Origin of the sequence: Mitsuaria sp. BK041 (genome assembly GCF_014193085.1) — a bacterium.
GTDB lineage: Bacteria > Pseudomonadota > Gammaproteobacteria > Burkholderiales > Burkholderiaceae_C > Roseateles.
The window spans coordinates 1,766,662-1,781,117 of record NZ_JACHYT010000002.1; the positions used below are offsets into that span (position 1 = coordinate 1,766,662).

A 14,456-nucleotide genomic window follows, 5' to 3' on the forward strand; every position below is an offset into this window, starting at 1 on the left:
CGCACGCGGCACAGACGACAGGCCGCCGGCCGGCTCAGCCCTTCTTATCCGCCTTCACATCCATCACCACCAGCCCGGCCAGCATCACCAGCGGCAGCAGCAGCGCCCAGAACTTCCACGCCACATACGCGAATGCGCCCGTCAACGCGCCCACCGCGAAGGCCGCCACCGGCCAGATGAAGCGACCCAGCCGCTCCCGCACATCGGGACCGGCCGCGCCCCGCAGCAGGTCCACGCCGTCGATCACCACCTGCGTCACGTTGCCCGTCATCACCGTCGTCGGCGTCAGCGCCGGCCAGGCCAGGCGGCCGGCCGCGTTCTGCACGCCCATCGCCGCGGTGATGAACAGGCCCGTGGCCATCGCCCACGGCGCGTCGGGCGCCAGCGCCGCACCCGCCGGCACGCTGCAGATCAGCGCCACCACCAGCAGCGCCGCCTGCATCACCAGCAAGGGCCGGCTTGCCACCGTCTTCGTCCGCTCGCAGCGCAGGGCCACCATCCGCGCCAGCGCCACCGACACCACGAAGGTCGGGAACACCAGCAGCTTCAGCAGCACGCTGCCGCCGCTGGCGCGGCTCAGCTCCGCGCCGATCAGCACGAAGTTCCCCGTCACGTGCGCCGTGAACAGCCCGAACAGCGCCACGAAGCCCACCGTGTCCACATAGCCGCCGATGAAACCCAGCGTCAGGCTGGCCACCAGCAAGCGCTTCACGCCCGTCATGCCAGCACCTTCCTTTCCAGCACCGCGATCCGCGCCGCGCAGGCCAGCCCGGCGATCAGGCCCAGGTGCTCGAAGAAGGCGTTCTTGGCCATGAAGCGCGCCTGGCCGCTCAGGTGCCAGAAGTCGTTGGCCACCAGCATCGCCACCAGCGTCAGCACGCCCAGCGCGCCGGCCGCCAGCCAGACCCAGCGGTTCAGGATCAGCAGCAACGCGCCGATCAGTTCCACCACGATCGCCAGCACCGCCCACAGCACCGCGGGCTGCAGGCCGAAATGCGCCTGCTCCGCCACCGCGCCGGGAAAGTCCATCGCCTTGTCGATCCCACCGATCAGGTAGGCCGACGCCAGGCACAGGCGCAGCATCACCCCGAAGGTGGGCCACTGCAGCACCGCCTCCACCCAGCGCGGTGCGGCGGGGGAGAACAGACGGGTGGATCGGTACTCGCTCATCGTGGGGCCTCCAGGTGCCGCCGGTTGCGCCCGGCTTCGGCGCGCCGCATCGGGGCGGCTCGTGTCTTCAAGTCCATCCTCAGACCGCCCAGCACGCGCATCCCAGCGCGCCCCAGAAGCTCTTCAGGTCGGAGGCGGGCACCTCCGACGCCCAGGCATTCGCATGCGCATGACCATGGACGCCGCAGGCGGTGTCGCAGCACGCGGTGCGCCGCATCGCCGCCTGCAGCGGCTTGCCTTCCGCGCCCCAGGCGCCGTAGCCGCCGTAGCGCCGCACCGGCGACCAGTCCGGCATCGCCGGCGGCGGGGCCGATTCATCCAGCGACGCGAAATCGCCGGCGCCCCACACCACCTTGCCGCCGACCATCGTCAGCAGCGCGCTGGTGTCGGCGATGTCCGATTCGGCGCAGCCGAAGAAGTCGCGGTCCGGCACGACCAGGTCGGCCAGCTGGCCCGCCGCGATCTGCCCCTTGTTGCCCTGCTCGTTCGAGAACCAGGTGACGTTCTCCGTCCACATGCGCAGCGCCGCCTCGCGGTCCAGGCAGTTGCGCTGCGGCGTGATCTGCAGGCCGCCGACGGTGCGGCCGGTGACCAGCCAGGACAGCGACACCCACGGGTTGTACGAGGCCACCCGCGTCGCGTCGGTGCCGGCCGAGACCTTCATGCCCCGGCGCAGCATCTCGGCCACCGGCGGCGTCGCCTCGGCGGCTCGTGCGCCGTAGCGCTCGACGAAGTACTCGCCCTGATAGGCCATGCGGTGCTGCACCGCCACGCCACCGCCCAGCGCGGCGATCCGGTCCATCGAGCGCGTCGAGATCGTCTCCGCGTGATCGAAGAACCAGTTCAGCCCGTCGATCGGCGTGTCGCGATGGACCTTCTCGAACACGTCCAGCGCACGCGAGATCGTCTCGTCGTAGGTCGCATGCATGCGCCACGGCCAGCGGTTCTGCACCAGGATGCGCACCACCTCCTCGAGCTCGCCTTCCATCTGCGGCGCCATGTCGGGCCGCGGCTGGCGGAAGTCCTCGAAGTCCGCGGCGGAGAACACCAGCATCTCGCCGGCGCCGTTGTGGCGGAAGTAGTCGTTGCCCTGCTTGTAGGGGACCGACTTCGCCCAGTTGAGGAAGTCTTCCTTCTCCTGTCCCGCCTTCTGGGTGAACAGGTTGTAGGCCAGGCGGATCGTCAGCTGGCCGGCGTCGGACAGCTGCTGGATGACCTGGTAGTCCTCGGGATAGTTCTGGAAGCCACCGCCCGCGTCGATCGCGCCGGTGACGCCCAGCCGGTTGAGCTCGCGCATGAAGTGGCGCGTGCTGTTGAGCTGGTACTCCGGCGGGAGCTTCGGCCCCTTGGCCAGCGTCGCGTACAGGATGGACGCGTTGGGCTTGGCCAGCAGCAGGCCGGTGGGATTGCCGGCGCTGTCGCGCAGGATCTGGCCGCCGGGCGGCTCGGGCGTCTCGCGGGTGTAGCCGACGGCGCGCAGCGCCGCGCCGTTCAGCAGCGCGCGGTCGTAGAGGTGCAGGATGAAGACCGGCGTGTCCGGCGCGACGGCATTGAGCTCGTCGATGGTCGGCAGCCGCTTCTCATGGAATTGGTGCTCGGTGAAGCCACCCACCACCCGCACCCATTGCGGCGCGGGCGTGATGTCGACCTGCGCCTTCAGCATCGCCATCGCGTCGGCGAGGCTGCGCACGCCGTCCCAGCGCAACTCCATGTTGAAGTTCAGGCCGCCGCGGATGATGTGCAGGTGGTTGTCGATCAGGCCCGGCAGCACGCCGCGGCCTTTCAGGTCGATGCGGCGCGTCGTCGCGCCGGCCAGCGCCAGGATCTCCTGGTTGCCGCCGACGCTGAGGAAACGTCCGTCCTGGATGGCCACCGCCTCGGCGCTCGGCCGCGTGCGGTCCAGCGTCGTGAAGCGGCCGTTGAACAGCACCAGGTCGGGCGTCATGCCCGCGGTGCGGGAGAAGGAGGTGTCAGGCATCGTGGGACTCCGCGTTCGCCGCCGGGGCCGTGCTCGCGCGCCGGGCGGTGGTCGCCTCGGGCGCCGCGCCGGGGGCCGCCGCGGTCTTCGTCTTCTCGCATCCGGGCATGTGCCCGAACATGTGCGGGCGCAATTTCTGGTCGACCCAGCTGACCTGCGCCGGATCGCGCTGCAGCCACTGGCGCACCAGCGGCGGGATCTGCTCGCCGGCGAGGATGCCCAGCAGGCCCACCAGCGCGATCACCGGCGGCGCCGGCGACCTCACGTTGAGCAGGCCGTAGATCACGCCGACGAGCAGGCCCACGGCGGCCGACAACACATATGCATTCATGAGGACCGCCTTTGCGCTGCCGTCGAAGCTCAGCCCTCGTGGGCGTTGAACATCGTCTTGGCGTAGTTGATGCCGATGCCGTAGGCGCCGCCGACCTTCTTCGCGATGCCGGTGGTCATGTCGTAGGTTTCGCCACGAGCCCAGTCGCGCTGCAGCTCCAGCAGGTACTGCAGCGAGGTGATCGGCTGCGCGCCGGCCTGCACCATGCGCTCGACGGCGCGGTTGTGCGCTTCCAGCGAGACGTCGCCGCAGGCGTCGGTGATGACGTAGACCTCGAAGCCCTGGTCGATCGCCGACAGCGCCGGACCGACGATGCAGACGCTGGTCCACAGGCCGGCCAGCACGATGCGGTCCTTGCCGATGCGGTTGATCTCCTCGATCACCGCCACGTCCTCCCAGGTGTTCATCGAGGTGCGGTCCAGCATCTTCTTGCCGGGGAAGGGCGCGGTGACCTCGTCGAACATCGGGCCGGAGAAGCTCTTCTCGGCGACCGTGGTCAGGATGGTGGACACGCCGAAGCCGGCGGCCGCCTGCGCCACCAGCGAAGCGTGGGTGCGCAGGTTGTTGGCATCGATCGAGTGCGTGGCGAAGGCCATCTGCGATTGGAAGTCGATCATGACCAGCGTGTGGTCGGTGGGGTTCAGCAACTTGGCGCCGGGAACGGCCTTGGCGAGCTTGCTCATGAGGGTCTCCTGGAGGGACGAGGAAACGACGGTCCGCGCGGCGGTGAAGGACGGCGCGGACCCTCGAGGGAATCGTTGAAGCGGACGGCGTCGCGGCCCGCCCGCGTGGGCGCGGCGGGCCGCGACCGGCGGGATCAGGACTTCGCGAAGGCCAGCAGGTCGGCGTTCAGCTGGTCCTTGCTGGTGGCGGCCAGGCCATGGCTGCCGCCCTTGTAGACCTTGAGCGTCGCCTTGGGGGCCAGCTTCACCGACAGCTCGGCGGAGTTGCCGATCGGCACGATCTGGTCGTCGTCGCCGTGGATGATCAGCGTCGGCACGGTGATCTTCTTCAGGTCCTCGGTGAAGTCGGTCTCGGAGAACTGCTTGATGCAGTCGAACTGCGACTTCAGCGAGCCTTGCATGCCCTGCAGCCAGAAGCTGTCGCGCATGCCTTGCGAGACCTGCGCGTTCGGGCGGTTGGCGCCGAAGAAGGGCGTCGTCAGGTCCTTGTAGAACTGCGAGCGGTCCTTCTGCACGCCGGCGCGGATGCCGTCGAAGACGTCTTTGGGCAGGCCGTTCGGGTAGGCGGCGGACTTCATCATCGTCGGCGGCACGGCGCCGACCAGCACGACCTTGGACACGCGCTTGACGCCGTGGCGGCCGACGTAGCGGGTGACCTCGCCACCGCCGGTGGAGTGGCCGACCAGCATCGCGTCCTTGATGTCGAGCTTGTCGAGCACCGCGGCCAGGTCGTCGGCGTAGGTGTCCATGTCGTTGCCGTTCCAGCTCTGGCTGGAGCGGCCGTGGCCGCGGCGGTCATGGGCGATCACGCGGAAGCCGTTCTGGCCGAGGAAGAGCATCTGGTCTTCCCAGGCGTCGCTGCTCAGCGGCCAGCCGTGGGAGAAGACGACGGGCTTGCCGCTGCCCCAGTCCTTGTAAAAGATCTGGGTGCCGTCCTTGGTGGTGACGTAGCTCATGGGGGCTCCTGGTAGGGGGTGTTGGGAGGGGGTGGAGGGGGAGGAAGAGGCCGCGGCCTCGGCGCCGTCGGCCAGCGCCAGCGGCAGCGCCGCGGCGAGCGCGAGCTGGCCGCCCAGCGCGAGCAGGTCGCGGCGGGTGAGGTCCGAGGGGGTCGAAGGAATCGTCATCGAGGGTCTCCGAGGGATGAAGGCATCCTAGGAAACCGATGTCCGGCGCGACAGCCGCCGATGGCGCAGCCAGCGCTCTCCCGTCAGAGGCAGGTGGCGGGCGACCCCTCACCCTCGCCCTCTCCCCCGCGGGGGAGAGGGAATGAGCGGGGACGCTCGGGGGAGCTCAGAGGCGCAGCAGGCCGCGCTTGAGCGCCAGCACGACGGCGTGGGTGCGGTCGCGGGCGTCGAGCTTGGCCAGGATCATCTTCACGCGCGCCTTGATCGTGTCCTCGGACAGCGAGAGCAGGCCGCCGATCTCGCGGTTGCTCAGGCCCTGCGCGATGTGCTCGAGCACGTCGATCTCGCGCCCCGAGAGCTGCTCCTGGCCGGCGTGCGCGGCGATCTCCTGGGCGACCTCGTTGGGGATCCAGCGGTGGCCGCGATGCACCGCGCGGATCGCGTCCAGCAGCTCGGTGCGCAGCTGCGTCTTGAGCAGGTAGCCCGAGGCGCCCAGCTTGAGCGCCTGCCAGGCCTGGGCATCGGCCTTGAAGGTGGTCAGCACGATGACCCGCGCACCAGGGCTCAGCGTGCGCAGCCGCGACAGCGCCTCCAGGCCGTCCATGCCCGGCATCTGGATGTCCATCAGCGTGACGTCGGGGCGCAGCCGCTCGAAGGCCTGCAGGCCCTGCCAGCCGTCGGCCGCCTCGCCCACCGGCGCCATGTCGGGCTGCTCGCCCAGCACCGCGGCGATGCCCTCGCGCATCAGCGGGTGGTCGTCGACCGTCAGGACGCGGATGGGTTCGGGCGCGGGCAGCATGGCGGCGATCATAGGGCGACCCCCTTCGGGGCGTCCCTCTTCCAGGGGGCCACTACCCTTTCGGGTAGCGGGCATCGACTCGACCGGGGCTATCGCGGTGCAGCATGGCTTCCGATGATCGGCGCAGTCCTCCGGCGCCCCCGCGCCACCGCCCTTCACCGCCCCCCGGGAGCTGTCCATGTCCCTGATCGAGCGTCCCCCCGCCGTCCTCGACGCGATCGTCGTGCATCGCAATCCGCTGCTGCGCGCCGGCATCGCCGCCGCGCTGTCGCCCTTCTTCCGCGCGCACGACACCGGCGACGACGGGCTGCCGTCCGGCTTCCCGTCGCTGGGCGCGGCGGGGCCGGGCAGCCGGAGCACGTCGGTGCGGTTGGTGATCGCGGATCACGAGGGCGCGCTGCAGTCGCTGGCCGGCGCGCCGCGCCGCGGCGGCGCCGGCACGGCCTCGGGCGGCGTGCCTGCGCCGCAGTGGCTGGTGGTGAGTCCGGTCACGCACGGCGGCCGCGTCCGTCACGCGATGGCGGCGGGCGTGCTCGGCTATGTGCATGCGGCCTGCGCGCTCGAGGAATTGCGCGACGCCGCCCGCGCCGTCGCGGCCGGACGGCGTTATCTCTGCCGCACGGCCGCTGGTGCCGTGGCCGAGGGCTGGCTCGGGGACGAGCTCACGCCGCGCGAGCGCGACGTGCTGCGCATGCTCTGCCTGGGCCTGGACAACAAGTCGATCGGCCTGCGGCTGGGCGTCGCGGCGGGCACCGTCAAGACGCATGTGAAGACGCTGCTGCAGAAGCTGGGCGCGCGCAGCCGCACCCAGGCCGCCACCGAGGCGCTGCGCCGCGGGCTGCTGGACGACGAGCCCGTGGCCGACGATCCGGTGCCGCTGCCGGCGCGCCCGTCGCGCGGCGCCGCGCAAGGGCTCTACCGGCTCCAGCCGCTGCCGGCCGCATGACCGGGACGACGCGCGCTTGACCGCCAGGGGCCCGGGTCGGCACAGTCGCCGGCCGGCATGGCGCCGGACAGAGGGAGGTCAAGTGGCGAGGTGGTGGATCGGATGGATGCTGGTGGTCGCGCTTGCGGCCGCGACCGCCCACCCTGCGGCGGGGGCCGCCGCCGAGGGCCTGCCCGATTTCTCCCACCGTTCCTGGAACGTCCGCGACGGCGCGCCGGCGGATGTCTGGACGCTGGGCGGCGGGCGCGAGGGCGTGCTGTGGCTCGGCACCGGCATGGGGCTGTACCGCTTCGACGGCCTGCGCTTCGAGCGTTACCGGCCCGGCGACCAGCCGCTGCCGGCGTTCAACATCAACGCCTTGCTGGTCGACGAAGACCGCACGCTGTGGATCGGCCTGTTCGAAGGCGGCGTGCTGCGCCTGCGCGACGACGGTGTGACCCGCTACGGCGCGGCGCAGGGGCTGCCCGGCGGCCGCGTGCTGCGCCTGGTGCGCGCCGGCGGGGCGCTCTGGGCCGCGGCGGGCAAGGGCCTGGCGCGTTTCGACGGGCAGCGCTGGCAACGCGTGGGCGAGGCGCAGGGTTATCCCGCGGCCGGCGCCGAGTACCTGTTCCGCGACCGCCAGGGCACCTTGTGGGTCAGCTCCGGCGAGCGCCTGTACCGGCTGGCCGCCAATGCCGAGCGCTTCGAGGACACCGGCGTGCCGCTGGGCCGCAGCGCGGTGATGACGCAGGACGGCCAGGACCGGCTCTGGATCGCCGACGGCCGCGGCGGCGTGCGGCCGCTGGGCGTGCCGGGATCCTGGCGCTCGTGGGCGCAACTGCCGGACACCGCGCCGGCGCCCGCGCCGGTGAGGATGGACGACCTGGCCGCGGCGCCCTTCTCCCCCAGCGTGGTGTCCGAGCGCGACGGCCGGCCGGCGACGCTGGTCAAGCAGATGCTGTTCGCCAGCGACGGCGGGCTGTGGGTGACCGTCAACGGCCGCGGCGTGTTCCGCACCGAGGCCGCGGACGCGGCCCGCCTGATGGCGGGCGAGCAGCTGGACTGGTCGCGCGGGCAGTGGTTCACCGTCGCCGACGGCCTGGGCTCGTCCATCACCGTGCCGCTGGTGGAAAGCGACGACGGCGAGATCTGGGTCGGCACCAACGTCGGCGTCAGCAGCCTGCGCCAGCACCGCATCCGGAGCGTCACGCGGCTGGAGGATGCCGCCTCGACCGGCTTCAACGTGCAGCCGGACGGCAGCGGCGTGCTGCTGTCGAGTTCCTCGGCGAGCTGGCGGGTCGATCCGCCCGGCGGTCCGGTGCGCGAGACCGGCATCGATCCGCGGCCGAGCTCGCGCCGGCCGGCCACGCAGGCGGTGCGGGCGACCGACGGCTCGCTCTGGCTGTGGGACAACGAGACGCTGTGGCGCTCGCCGCCGGGCGGGCGCTGGGAGCGCTGGGCCCAGCCGCTGCCCGCCGGGACGCGGGCCGCCGCCAGCGGCATGGCCGCCGATCCGACCGGCGGGCTGTGGCTGTCGCTGCACGAGGTCGGCGTGTTCCACGCCACGCGCGCCGGCATCGCCCGCGTCAGGGAAGGCGAGCTCGATGGCCAGCCGCCGGGCTCGCTGGCGGTGGACGCGGACGGGGCCGTGTGGTTCGGCCACGACGGCGTGCTCACCGCCATCGACGACCTGGGCCGGCGCCTGCGCTTCGGACCGGAGCAGGGCCTGCGCACCGGCCGGATCCTGACGGTGCGCAACACCCGCCACGGCCTGGTCGTCGCCGGCGAGAACGGCGTCGCGCTGGGCCGGGACGGCCGTTTCACCACCATCCCCATCGAGCGCGATCCGGCCTTCGGCCGGGTGTCGGGCATCGTCGAGTCCTTCGACGGTGACCTCTGGCTCAACGGCGGCCGCGGCCTGGTGCGCCTGGCCGCGGCGGAAGTGCCCGCGCTGTTCGAGGCCTCGGCCAGTCCGCTGAGCTACCAGCTGCTGGACGCGGCGGACGGCCTGCCCGGCATCGCCCGTCAGGCCTCGGCGACGCCGACCGCGGTGCGCGACGCCCGCGGCCGGTTGTGGTTCGTGACCAACCTTGGGGTGGTCTGGCTGGACCCGGCGCGCACGCCGCGCAACTCGCGCGAGGTCGGCGTCGATGTGCAGGCGCTGATGGCCGGCGGGCAGAGCTATCCGGCCGCGCAGGGCCAGCAGCTGCCGCAGGGCACCAATGCGCTGACGCTGCGCTACGCCGCCCGCGTGCTGAGCAAGGCGGAGCAGGTGCGCTACCGCTTCCGGCTGGTGGGCGTCGACGCGGACTGGCGCGATGCCGGCACGCAGCGCGAGGCGACCTACGCCAACCTCGGTCCGGGCGACTACCGCTTCGAGGTGCTGGCCTCCAATCCCGACGGGCTGTGGAGCCGCCGGCCGTCGGTGCTGGCTTTCCGCATCGCGCCGGCGCTGCACGAGTACGCCGCCTTCCGCTGGGGACTGGCGTTGGCGCTGGTGGGGGCCATCTGGGGCGGGTATCGCCTGCGGGTGCGGGCGCTGCAGGCGCGGCTGCGGATGCGGCTGGAGGTGCGCCATCGCGAGCGGGAGCGCATCGCGCGAGACCTGCACGACACGCTGCTGCAGGGCTTCCAGGGGCTGCTGCTGGGGCTGGATGCGAGCGTGCGACGCGTGACCGACCAGGCGCTGCGGCACAAGATGGAGCGCGACCTGACGCGGGCCGAGGGGCTGCTGGCCGAAGGGCGCGATCGCGTCGGCCAGCTGCGTCAGCGCATCGACGACGAAGACGCCGCCGAGCGCGGCGGCTGGGGTGATGACGACGAGGGCGACGACGACGCAAACGGCGGCGAGGGCCGGGGCTCGGACCGTCGGTTGGCCGAGCGGCTGGCGCGCGCCGGCCAGGACCTGGTCCGGCCGCCGGGCCGGTTCCGGATCCGGGTGACCGGCACGCCGCGGGCGCTGGCGGCCTCGATCGAGGATGAAATGCTGCTGATCGCGCGCGAGGCCCTGACCAATGCCGACCGCCATGCGCGGGCGAGCGAGGTGAGCCTGGAGCTGGAGTACCGCGCCGACGGGCTGACGCTGACGGTGCGCGACAACGGCATCGGCCTGCCGCCGGACTGGGAGGCCCGGCAGCCGCGCGACGGGCGCTACGGCATGTGCGGCATGCGCGAGCGGGCGCGCCTCATGGCGGCGTGCCTGTCGGTGCGCAGCGCGCCGGGCGCCGGCACCGAGCTGGTGCTGCAACTGGCCGATGCGCCACGCGCCGGCTGGCGGGCGCGCTGGCGGCAGCAGCGCGCGGTCGTCTCCCCGTGAAGTCCCCGAGGGTCAGGGCATACCCGGCTTCCTAGAATCCGCGCGACGTCGAAGTTCCGACGTTTTCACGAGGGAAGAGTGATGAAGAAGTTTGCCGCGCTGTCCGCGCTGTGCCTGTCCTTGGCCGCCGCGCTCCCCGCCTTCGCCGATCCGGCGCCGGTGCCCGATGCCACCCAGGCGCAATCGCTGCGCGACGCCGTGCGGGCCGACCGCAAGGGCGTCGTCCTCAAGGCGCTGCAGCTCGACGAGGCGCAGACCAAGAAGTTCGTGCCCGTCTACGAGGCGTATGAGCGCGAACTGGCCACGCTGAACCGCCAGTTCACCCGCATGTCGGTGGAATTCGTGCAGATCGGCGAGAAGCCGACCAATGCGCAGTCGAAGTACTTCTCCAAGGGCTATCTGGGGTACGTCGACGCTGAGCAGAAGCTCTACAAGAAGTACCACCCGCGCGTGGTCCGGGCCATCGGCGAAGTCGGCGCCGCCCGATTCCTGTCGGTCGAGCGGCGCATCCGCGCGCTCCAAGACTACGACCTCTGGATCTAAGGCTTTCAGCCTCTCCCTTCTCTCCCTTCTTTCACCCTCTCCCGCGGGGCGGGAGAGGGAGGGGTGAGGGTGGGAACCTGCGAAGACCCTCACCCCTACCCTCTCCCACGTCGTGGGAGAGGGAGTAAGAAGGTGAGAGAGGGGGTGGGGAGCGGGAGAGGCGGTGCTCAGATCCAGCCCAGATCGATCGCGCGCAGCACGGCCTGCGTGCGGTCGCGGACGCCCATCTTCGCGAACACCGCGGAGCAGTGGTTCTTGATGACGCCTTCGCTGTTGCCCAGCAGCGCGGCGATCTCGGTGTTGCTGCGGCCGCTGGCCACCAGGCGCAGCACCTGCAGCTCCTTGGGGCTGAGCGGCTCGGGCTCCGCCGTCGCCGCGAAGGCGCGCTCCACCGGCGCGCGCTCCATGCGCTCGGTCAGCAGCGGACGCAGCGCCGTCGAGCCACCCACCACGTCGCGCAGCGCCTGCACCAGCGTGTCCGGGCTGATCGCCTTCAGCAGGAACCCGCGCGCCCCCGCGCGCACCGCCTCGTCGAAAGCCGCCGTGTCGTCGAAGGTGGTCAGCAGCACCACCGGGATCTTCAGCGCCCGCGCCGCCAGCGCCCGGATCAGCCCGATCCCGTCCAGCCGCGGCATCCGCATGTCCGACAGGATCACGTCCGGCTGCTCGCGCGCCAGCAACTCCAGCGCCTCCGCGCCGTCCGACGCCTCGCCCACCAGGCGGATGTCGTCGTGCAGCGCCAGCAGGCCCTTCAGCCCCTCGCGCACCAGTTGCTGGTCTTCCACCAGCAGCAGCTTGATCGTGTTGTCGCTCATGTCGTCTCCTTGCTGGATGGCGCAATCCCGGTTCAGGCGCGCCGCGGGCAGTTCAGTTCGATCAGGAATCCGGGGTGATGCCGCAGCACCTGCATCGTCCCGCCCAGTTCGGCCATGCGTTCCTGCATGCCCTTGAGGCCGTTGCCCTCGCGCAGCTTGCGCGTGCCGCGGCCATTGTCGTCAACCCGCACCCGGACCTGCGGACCGGATTCGTCCACCGCCTCCAGGCTGACGCGCACCCGCGTCGCGCCGGCATGGCGCACCGCGTTGGTCACCGCCTCCTGCACGCAGCGCAGCAGCGCGTGCGCGCAGCGCGGCGTCAGGTCCTGCGCGACCGGGTCCAGCGCCAGCTCGATCTGCGTGCTGGCGATGCCGTCGGCCAGCGTGCGCAGCGCGGCCTCGAGGTTGATGCGCTGGCTCTCCCGTTCGCGCGATACCGCCGCGCGGACCTCCGCCAGCAGCCCCGCCGCGCCCAGCTTGGCCTTCTCGACCGCCTGCGCGGCGCCGGGCTCGTCGTGGCGGCGCAGCAGCGCCTCGCTCAGCTGCAGGTGCAGGTTGAGCGCGGTCAGGTGATGCCCCATCACGTCGTGCAGCTCGCGCGCCATGTGCAGGCGCTCGGCATAACGCAGCTGCTCGATCTGCAGCCGCTCGCCCGATTCCTTCTCGGCCAGCATGGCCTGGAACCAGCGTCTGCGCTCGGCCTCCGCCGCGGCCAGCCGGCCCAGCCCGAAGGCCATGCCGTGCAGCGCCACCATCGACATCGACAGCCCCAGGCTGTTCAGCCACCAGGGCAGGTCGGGCTGGAGCTGCTCGAGCCGCTGGGCCTCGCTGGGCAGCAGCCAGTACAGCGCCACGCTGATCACGACCTGCGCGAGCGCGAAATTGAAGGCGCGCCGCACGTTCAGCAGCAGCGCCGCCAGCACGGTCACGAGGAAGGGCAGACCCGGCGTGACCAGCAGCGCCAGCACGTCCAGCAGCAGCACGCGGGCGAGCGCGTCGGCCGGCGGCAGGTCCAGGTGTTGCTGGCGCGCCAGCCGCCAGAAGTGCCACGCGAACAGCATCACCAGCGCCAGGCAGGTGAGCACGAAGGGCGCGTCGTGGGTGTCGCCGCCGGTGCGGCGGTAGAGGCTGGCCAGGACGCCGTCGTAGGGCTCGGTCGCGTTGCCCATCAGGCCCCAGACCGCCGAGCCCAGCTCCAGCAGACAGATCGCCAGGGCGGCAATGCGCAGCACGAAGGCGGGCTGGGCGATGCGGGCGAGCAGACGATCCAAGGGGTCCATCCAGGCGAGGCGGCAACACGCCAGCGTGCCACAGGCGACGTCCGGCAGGGAAGGTGCGCATTGTCATGGGACACCGGCCGCGGCGGTTCCGGCCATGCGACGAGTGCCCCGAATCGCTGGATGAGCTGCCGGCGGGCGTGCGACGGGCAGCGGACCGCCGCCGCGCCGGCCCCGGTCGGCTGGGCACGCGGGACGGCCCGCCAGCGGACGCGGCCTTCGGACTACGCGATCGCTTCCGCGATGACGCCGCCGCCCAGGCAGACGTCGCCGTCGTAGAGCACCGCGCTCTGGCCGGGCGTGACCGCCCATTGCGGCTGCGGGAAGTCCAGGCGGATGCTGCCCTCGCCGGGGGTCAGCGCGCAGGGCGCGTCGGCCTGCCGGTAGCGGGTCTTGGCGCCGAAGCCGCCGAAGGCCGGCGCCTGGCCGGTCCAGCTCAGGTCCTGCGCCACCAGACCGCGGCTCTGCAGCAGCGGGTGGTCGTGGCCCTGGACGACCACCAGCGTGTTGCTCGCCAGGTCCTTGCGGGCGACGAACCAGGGCTCGTGCTCGCCGCCGCCGCGCGGCGCGCCCTTCTCCTTCACGCCGCCGATGCCCAGCCCCTGGCGCTGGCCCAGCGTGTAGAAGGACAAGCCGACGTGCTCGCCCAGCTTGCGGCCGCGCTCGTCCTTGATCGGGCCGGGCTTGTGGGAGAGGTAGCGGTTGAGGAACTCGCGGAAGGGCCGCTCGCCGATGAAGCAGATGCCGGTCGAGTCCTTCTTCTTCGCATTGGGCAGCCCGATCTCCTCGGCCAGCCGGCGCACCTCGGTCTTGGGCAGCTCGCCGACCGGGAACATCGTCTTGCGCAGCTGCGCCTGGTTGAGCCGGTGCAGGAAGTAGCTCTGGTCCTTGAGCGGATCCAGGCCCTTGAGCAGCTGCACCTGGCCGTCCTGCTCGCGCACCCGGGCGTAATGGCCGGTGGCGATCTTCTCGGCGCCCAGCCGCATCGCGTGGTCTAGGAAGGCCTTGAACTTGATCTCGGCGTTGCACAGCACGTCCGGGTTGGGCGTGCGGCCGGCCTCGTACTCGCGCAGGAACTCGGCGAAGACGCGGTCCTTGTACTCGGCGGCGAAGTTCACATGCTCGATCTCGATGCCGATCACGTCGGCCACCGCCGCCGCGTCGACGAAGTCGATGTTGGAGGAGCAGTACTCGCTGTCGTCGTCGTCTTCCCAGTTCTTCATGAAGATGCCGACGACCTCATGGCCCGCCTGCTTGAGCAGCCAGGCGGACACGGCGGAATCAACGCCGCCGGACAGCCCGACGACGATGCGTTGCTTCTTGGGATTCATGGGGCGCGATTGTCCCAAAGGTCCGCAAGACCTGTCCGGCGCGGGGCCGGCCGCCGCCCGACGCGCCTCAGCGCCCCTTCACCCACCGCCTCCACCCCGATTTCGTGACGCCGTTCACGACCCACGGCGCCCGGGGGGAGGCGTGTCAGGAATGGCTGACACGC

13 protein-coding genes are annotated in these 14,456 nt (G+C 71.7%); 3 read left to right on the top strand and 10 right to left on the bottom strand.

Translation table 11 applies throughout. The annotated features are described in order from the left end of the window. Positions 1 to 34 precede the first annotated feature (34 nt). The 7 genes from FHT38_RS23640 to FHT38_RS23670 form a co-directional block, all read right to left on the bottom strand. A complete protein-coding gene (locus FHT38_RS23640) occupies positions 35 to 721 on the bottom strand; it encodes a YoaK family protein (protein ID WP_183493404.1) in 687 nt (228 codons plus the stop codon). Further along, complete coding sequence (locus FHT38_RS23645) at positions 718 to 1,170, bottom strand: DoxX family protein (protein WP_183493405.1); 453 nt, start codon at positions 1,168 to 1,170, stop codon at positions 718 to 720. Before FHT38_RS23645 ends, FHT38_RS23640 begins: the two co-directional genes overlap by 4 nt. A 79-nt stretch (positions 1,171 to 1,249) precedes the next feature. Beyond that, positions 1,250 to 3,148 (bottom strand): amidohydrolase, encoded by a 1,899-nt coding sequence (locus FHT38_RS23650; protein WP_255488898.1) that lies wholly within the window; start codon positions 3,146 to 3,148, stop codon positions 1,250 to 1,252. After that, complete coding sequence (locus FHT38_RS23655) at positions 3,141 to 3,479, bottom strand: XapX domain-containing protein (protein WP_091730422.1); 339 nt, start codon at positions 3,477 to 3,479, stop codon at positions 3,141 to 3,143. The genes FHT38_RS23650 and FHT38_RS23655 overlap by 8 nt, the downstream gene beginning before the upstream one ends. A gap of 29 nt (positions 3,480 to 3,508) precedes the next feature. After that, a complete protein-coding gene (locus FHT38_RS23660; RefSeq protein ID WP_091730426.1) occupies positions 3,509 to 4,162 on the bottom strand; it encodes a hydrolase in 654 nt (217 codons plus the stop codon). A 134-nt stretch (positions 4,163 to 4,296) separates the two neighbouring features. Continuing rightward, positions 4,297 to 5,286 carry an alpha/beta fold hydrolase gene (locus tag FHT38_RS23665; protein ID WP_147242708.1) on the bottom strand — a complete coding sequence of 330 codons (990 nt, stop codon included), beginning with the start codon at positions 5,284 to 5,286 and terminating at the stop codon, positions 4,297 to 4,299. Positions 5,287 to 5,452: 166 nt separating this feature from the next. Continuing rightward, the gene (locus tag FHT38_RS23670; protein ID WP_183493406.1) at positions 5,453 to 6,085 is read right to left on the bottom strand and encodes a response regulator transcription factor; all 633 of its coding nucleotides are present in this window, start codon (positions 6,083 to 6,085) and stop codon (positions 5,453 to 5,455) included. A gap of 178 nt (positions 6,086 to 6,263) precedes the next feature. On the opposite strand from FHT38_RS23670, the gene FHT38_RS23675 reads away from it, so the two are divergent. From FHT38_RS23675 to FHT38_RS23685, 3 genes are all read left to right on the top strand, one after another. Beyond that, entirely contained in the window at positions 6,264 to 7,031 is a 768-nt protein-coding gene (locus FHT38_RS23675) for a response regulator transcription factor (protein ID WP_141225400.1), read from the top strand. 106 nt (positions 7,032 to 7,137) lie between these two features. Beyond that, a complete protein-coding gene (locus FHT38_RS23680; RefSeq protein ID WP_183493407.1) occupies positions 7,138 to 10,326 on the top strand; it encodes a sensor histidine kinase in 3,189 nt (1,062 codons plus the stop codon). Positions 10,327 to 10,407: 81 nt separating this feature from the next. Continuing rightward, positions 10,408 to 10,869 carry a hypothetical protein gene (locus tag FHT38_RS23685; protein ID WP_183493408.1) on the top strand — a complete coding sequence of 154 codons (462 nt, stop codon included), beginning with the start codon at positions 10,408 to 10,410 and terminating at the stop codon, positions 10,867 to 10,869. 167 nt (positions 10,870 to 11,036) lie between these two features. Here FHT38_RS23685 and FHT38_RS23690 read toward each other — a convergent pair whose 3' ends face one another. The 3 genes from FHT38_RS23690 to mnmA form a co-directional block, all read right to left on the bottom strand. Next, on the bottom strand, positions 11,037 to 11,684 hold the full coding sequence (locus tag FHT38_RS23690) for a response regulator transcription factor (protein WP_091730445.1): 648 nt from the start codon (positions 11,682 to 11,684) through the stop codon (positions 11,037 to 11,039). A 32-nt stretch (positions 11,685 to 11,716) separates the two neighbouring features. After that, positions 11,717 to 12,955: a histidine kinase gene (locus FHT38_RS23695; protein WP_147242080.1), complete on the bottom strand. Its 1,239-nt coding sequence runs from the start codon at positions 12,953 to 12,955 to the stop codon at positions 11,717 to 11,719. Positions 12,956 to 13,185: 230 nt separating this feature from the next. Further along, positions 13,186 to 14,292: a tRNA 2-thiouridine(34) synthase MnmA gene (mnmA, locus tag FHT38_RS23700; RefSeq protein WP_183493409.1), complete on the bottom strand. Its 1,107-nt coding sequence runs from the start codon at positions 14,290 to 14,292 to the stop codon at positions 13,186 to 13,188. Positions 14,293 to 14,456: the final 164 nt, after the last annotated feature.

Bases quoted from the DNA above. Each gene is read 5' to 3' on its own strand.
- FHT38_RS23670 (WP_183493406.1), bottom strand. From the start codon at position 6,085: ATGCTGCCCGCGCCCGAACCCATCCGCGTCCTGACGGTCGACGACCAC.
- mnmA (WP_183493409.1), bottom strand. From the start codon at position 14,292: ATGAATCCCAAGAAGCAACGCATCGTCGTCGGGCTGTCCGGCGGCGTT.
- FHT38_RS23650 (WP_255488898.1), bottom strand. From the start codon at position 3,148: ATGCCTGACACCTCCTTCTCCCGCACCGCGGGCATGACGCCCGACCTG.
- FHT38_RS23675 (WP_141225400.1), top strand. From the start codon at position 6,264: ATGTCCCTGATCGAGCGTCCCCCCGCCGTCCTCGACGCGATCGTCGTG.
- FHT38_RS23640 (WP_183493404.1), bottom strand. From the start codon at position 721: ATGACGGGCGTGAAGCGCTTGCTGGTGGCCAGCCTGACGCTGGGTTTC.
- FHT38_RS23660 (WP_091730426.1), bottom strand. From the start codon at position 4,162: ATGAGCAAGCTCGCCAAGGCCGTTCCCGGCGCCAAGTTGCTGAACCCC.
- FHT38_RS23645 (WP_183493405.1), bottom strand. From the start codon at position 1,170: ATGAGCGAGTACCGATCCACCCGTCTGTTCTCCCCCGCCGCACCGCGC.
- FHT38_RS23665 (WP_147242708.1), bottom strand. From the start codon at position 5,286: ATGACGATTCCTTCGACCCCCTCGGACCTCACCCGCCGCGACCTGCTC.
- FHT38_RS23685 (WP_183493408.1), top strand. From the start codon at position 10,408: ATGAAGAAGTTTGCCGCGCTGTCCGCGCTGTGCCTGTCCTTGGCCGCC.
- FHT38_RS23655 (WP_091730422.1), bottom strand. From the start codon at position 3,479: ATGAATGCATATGTGTTGTCGGCCGCCGTGGGCCTGCTCGTCGGCGTG.
- FHT38_RS23680 (WP_183493407.1), top strand. From the start codon at position 7,138: ATGCTGGTGGTCGCGCTTGCGGCCGCGACCGCCCACCCTGCGGCGGGG.
- FHT38_RS23690 (WP_091730445.1), bottom strand. From the start codon at position 11,684: ATGAGCGACAACACGATCAAGCTGCTGCTGGTGGAAGACCAGCAACTG.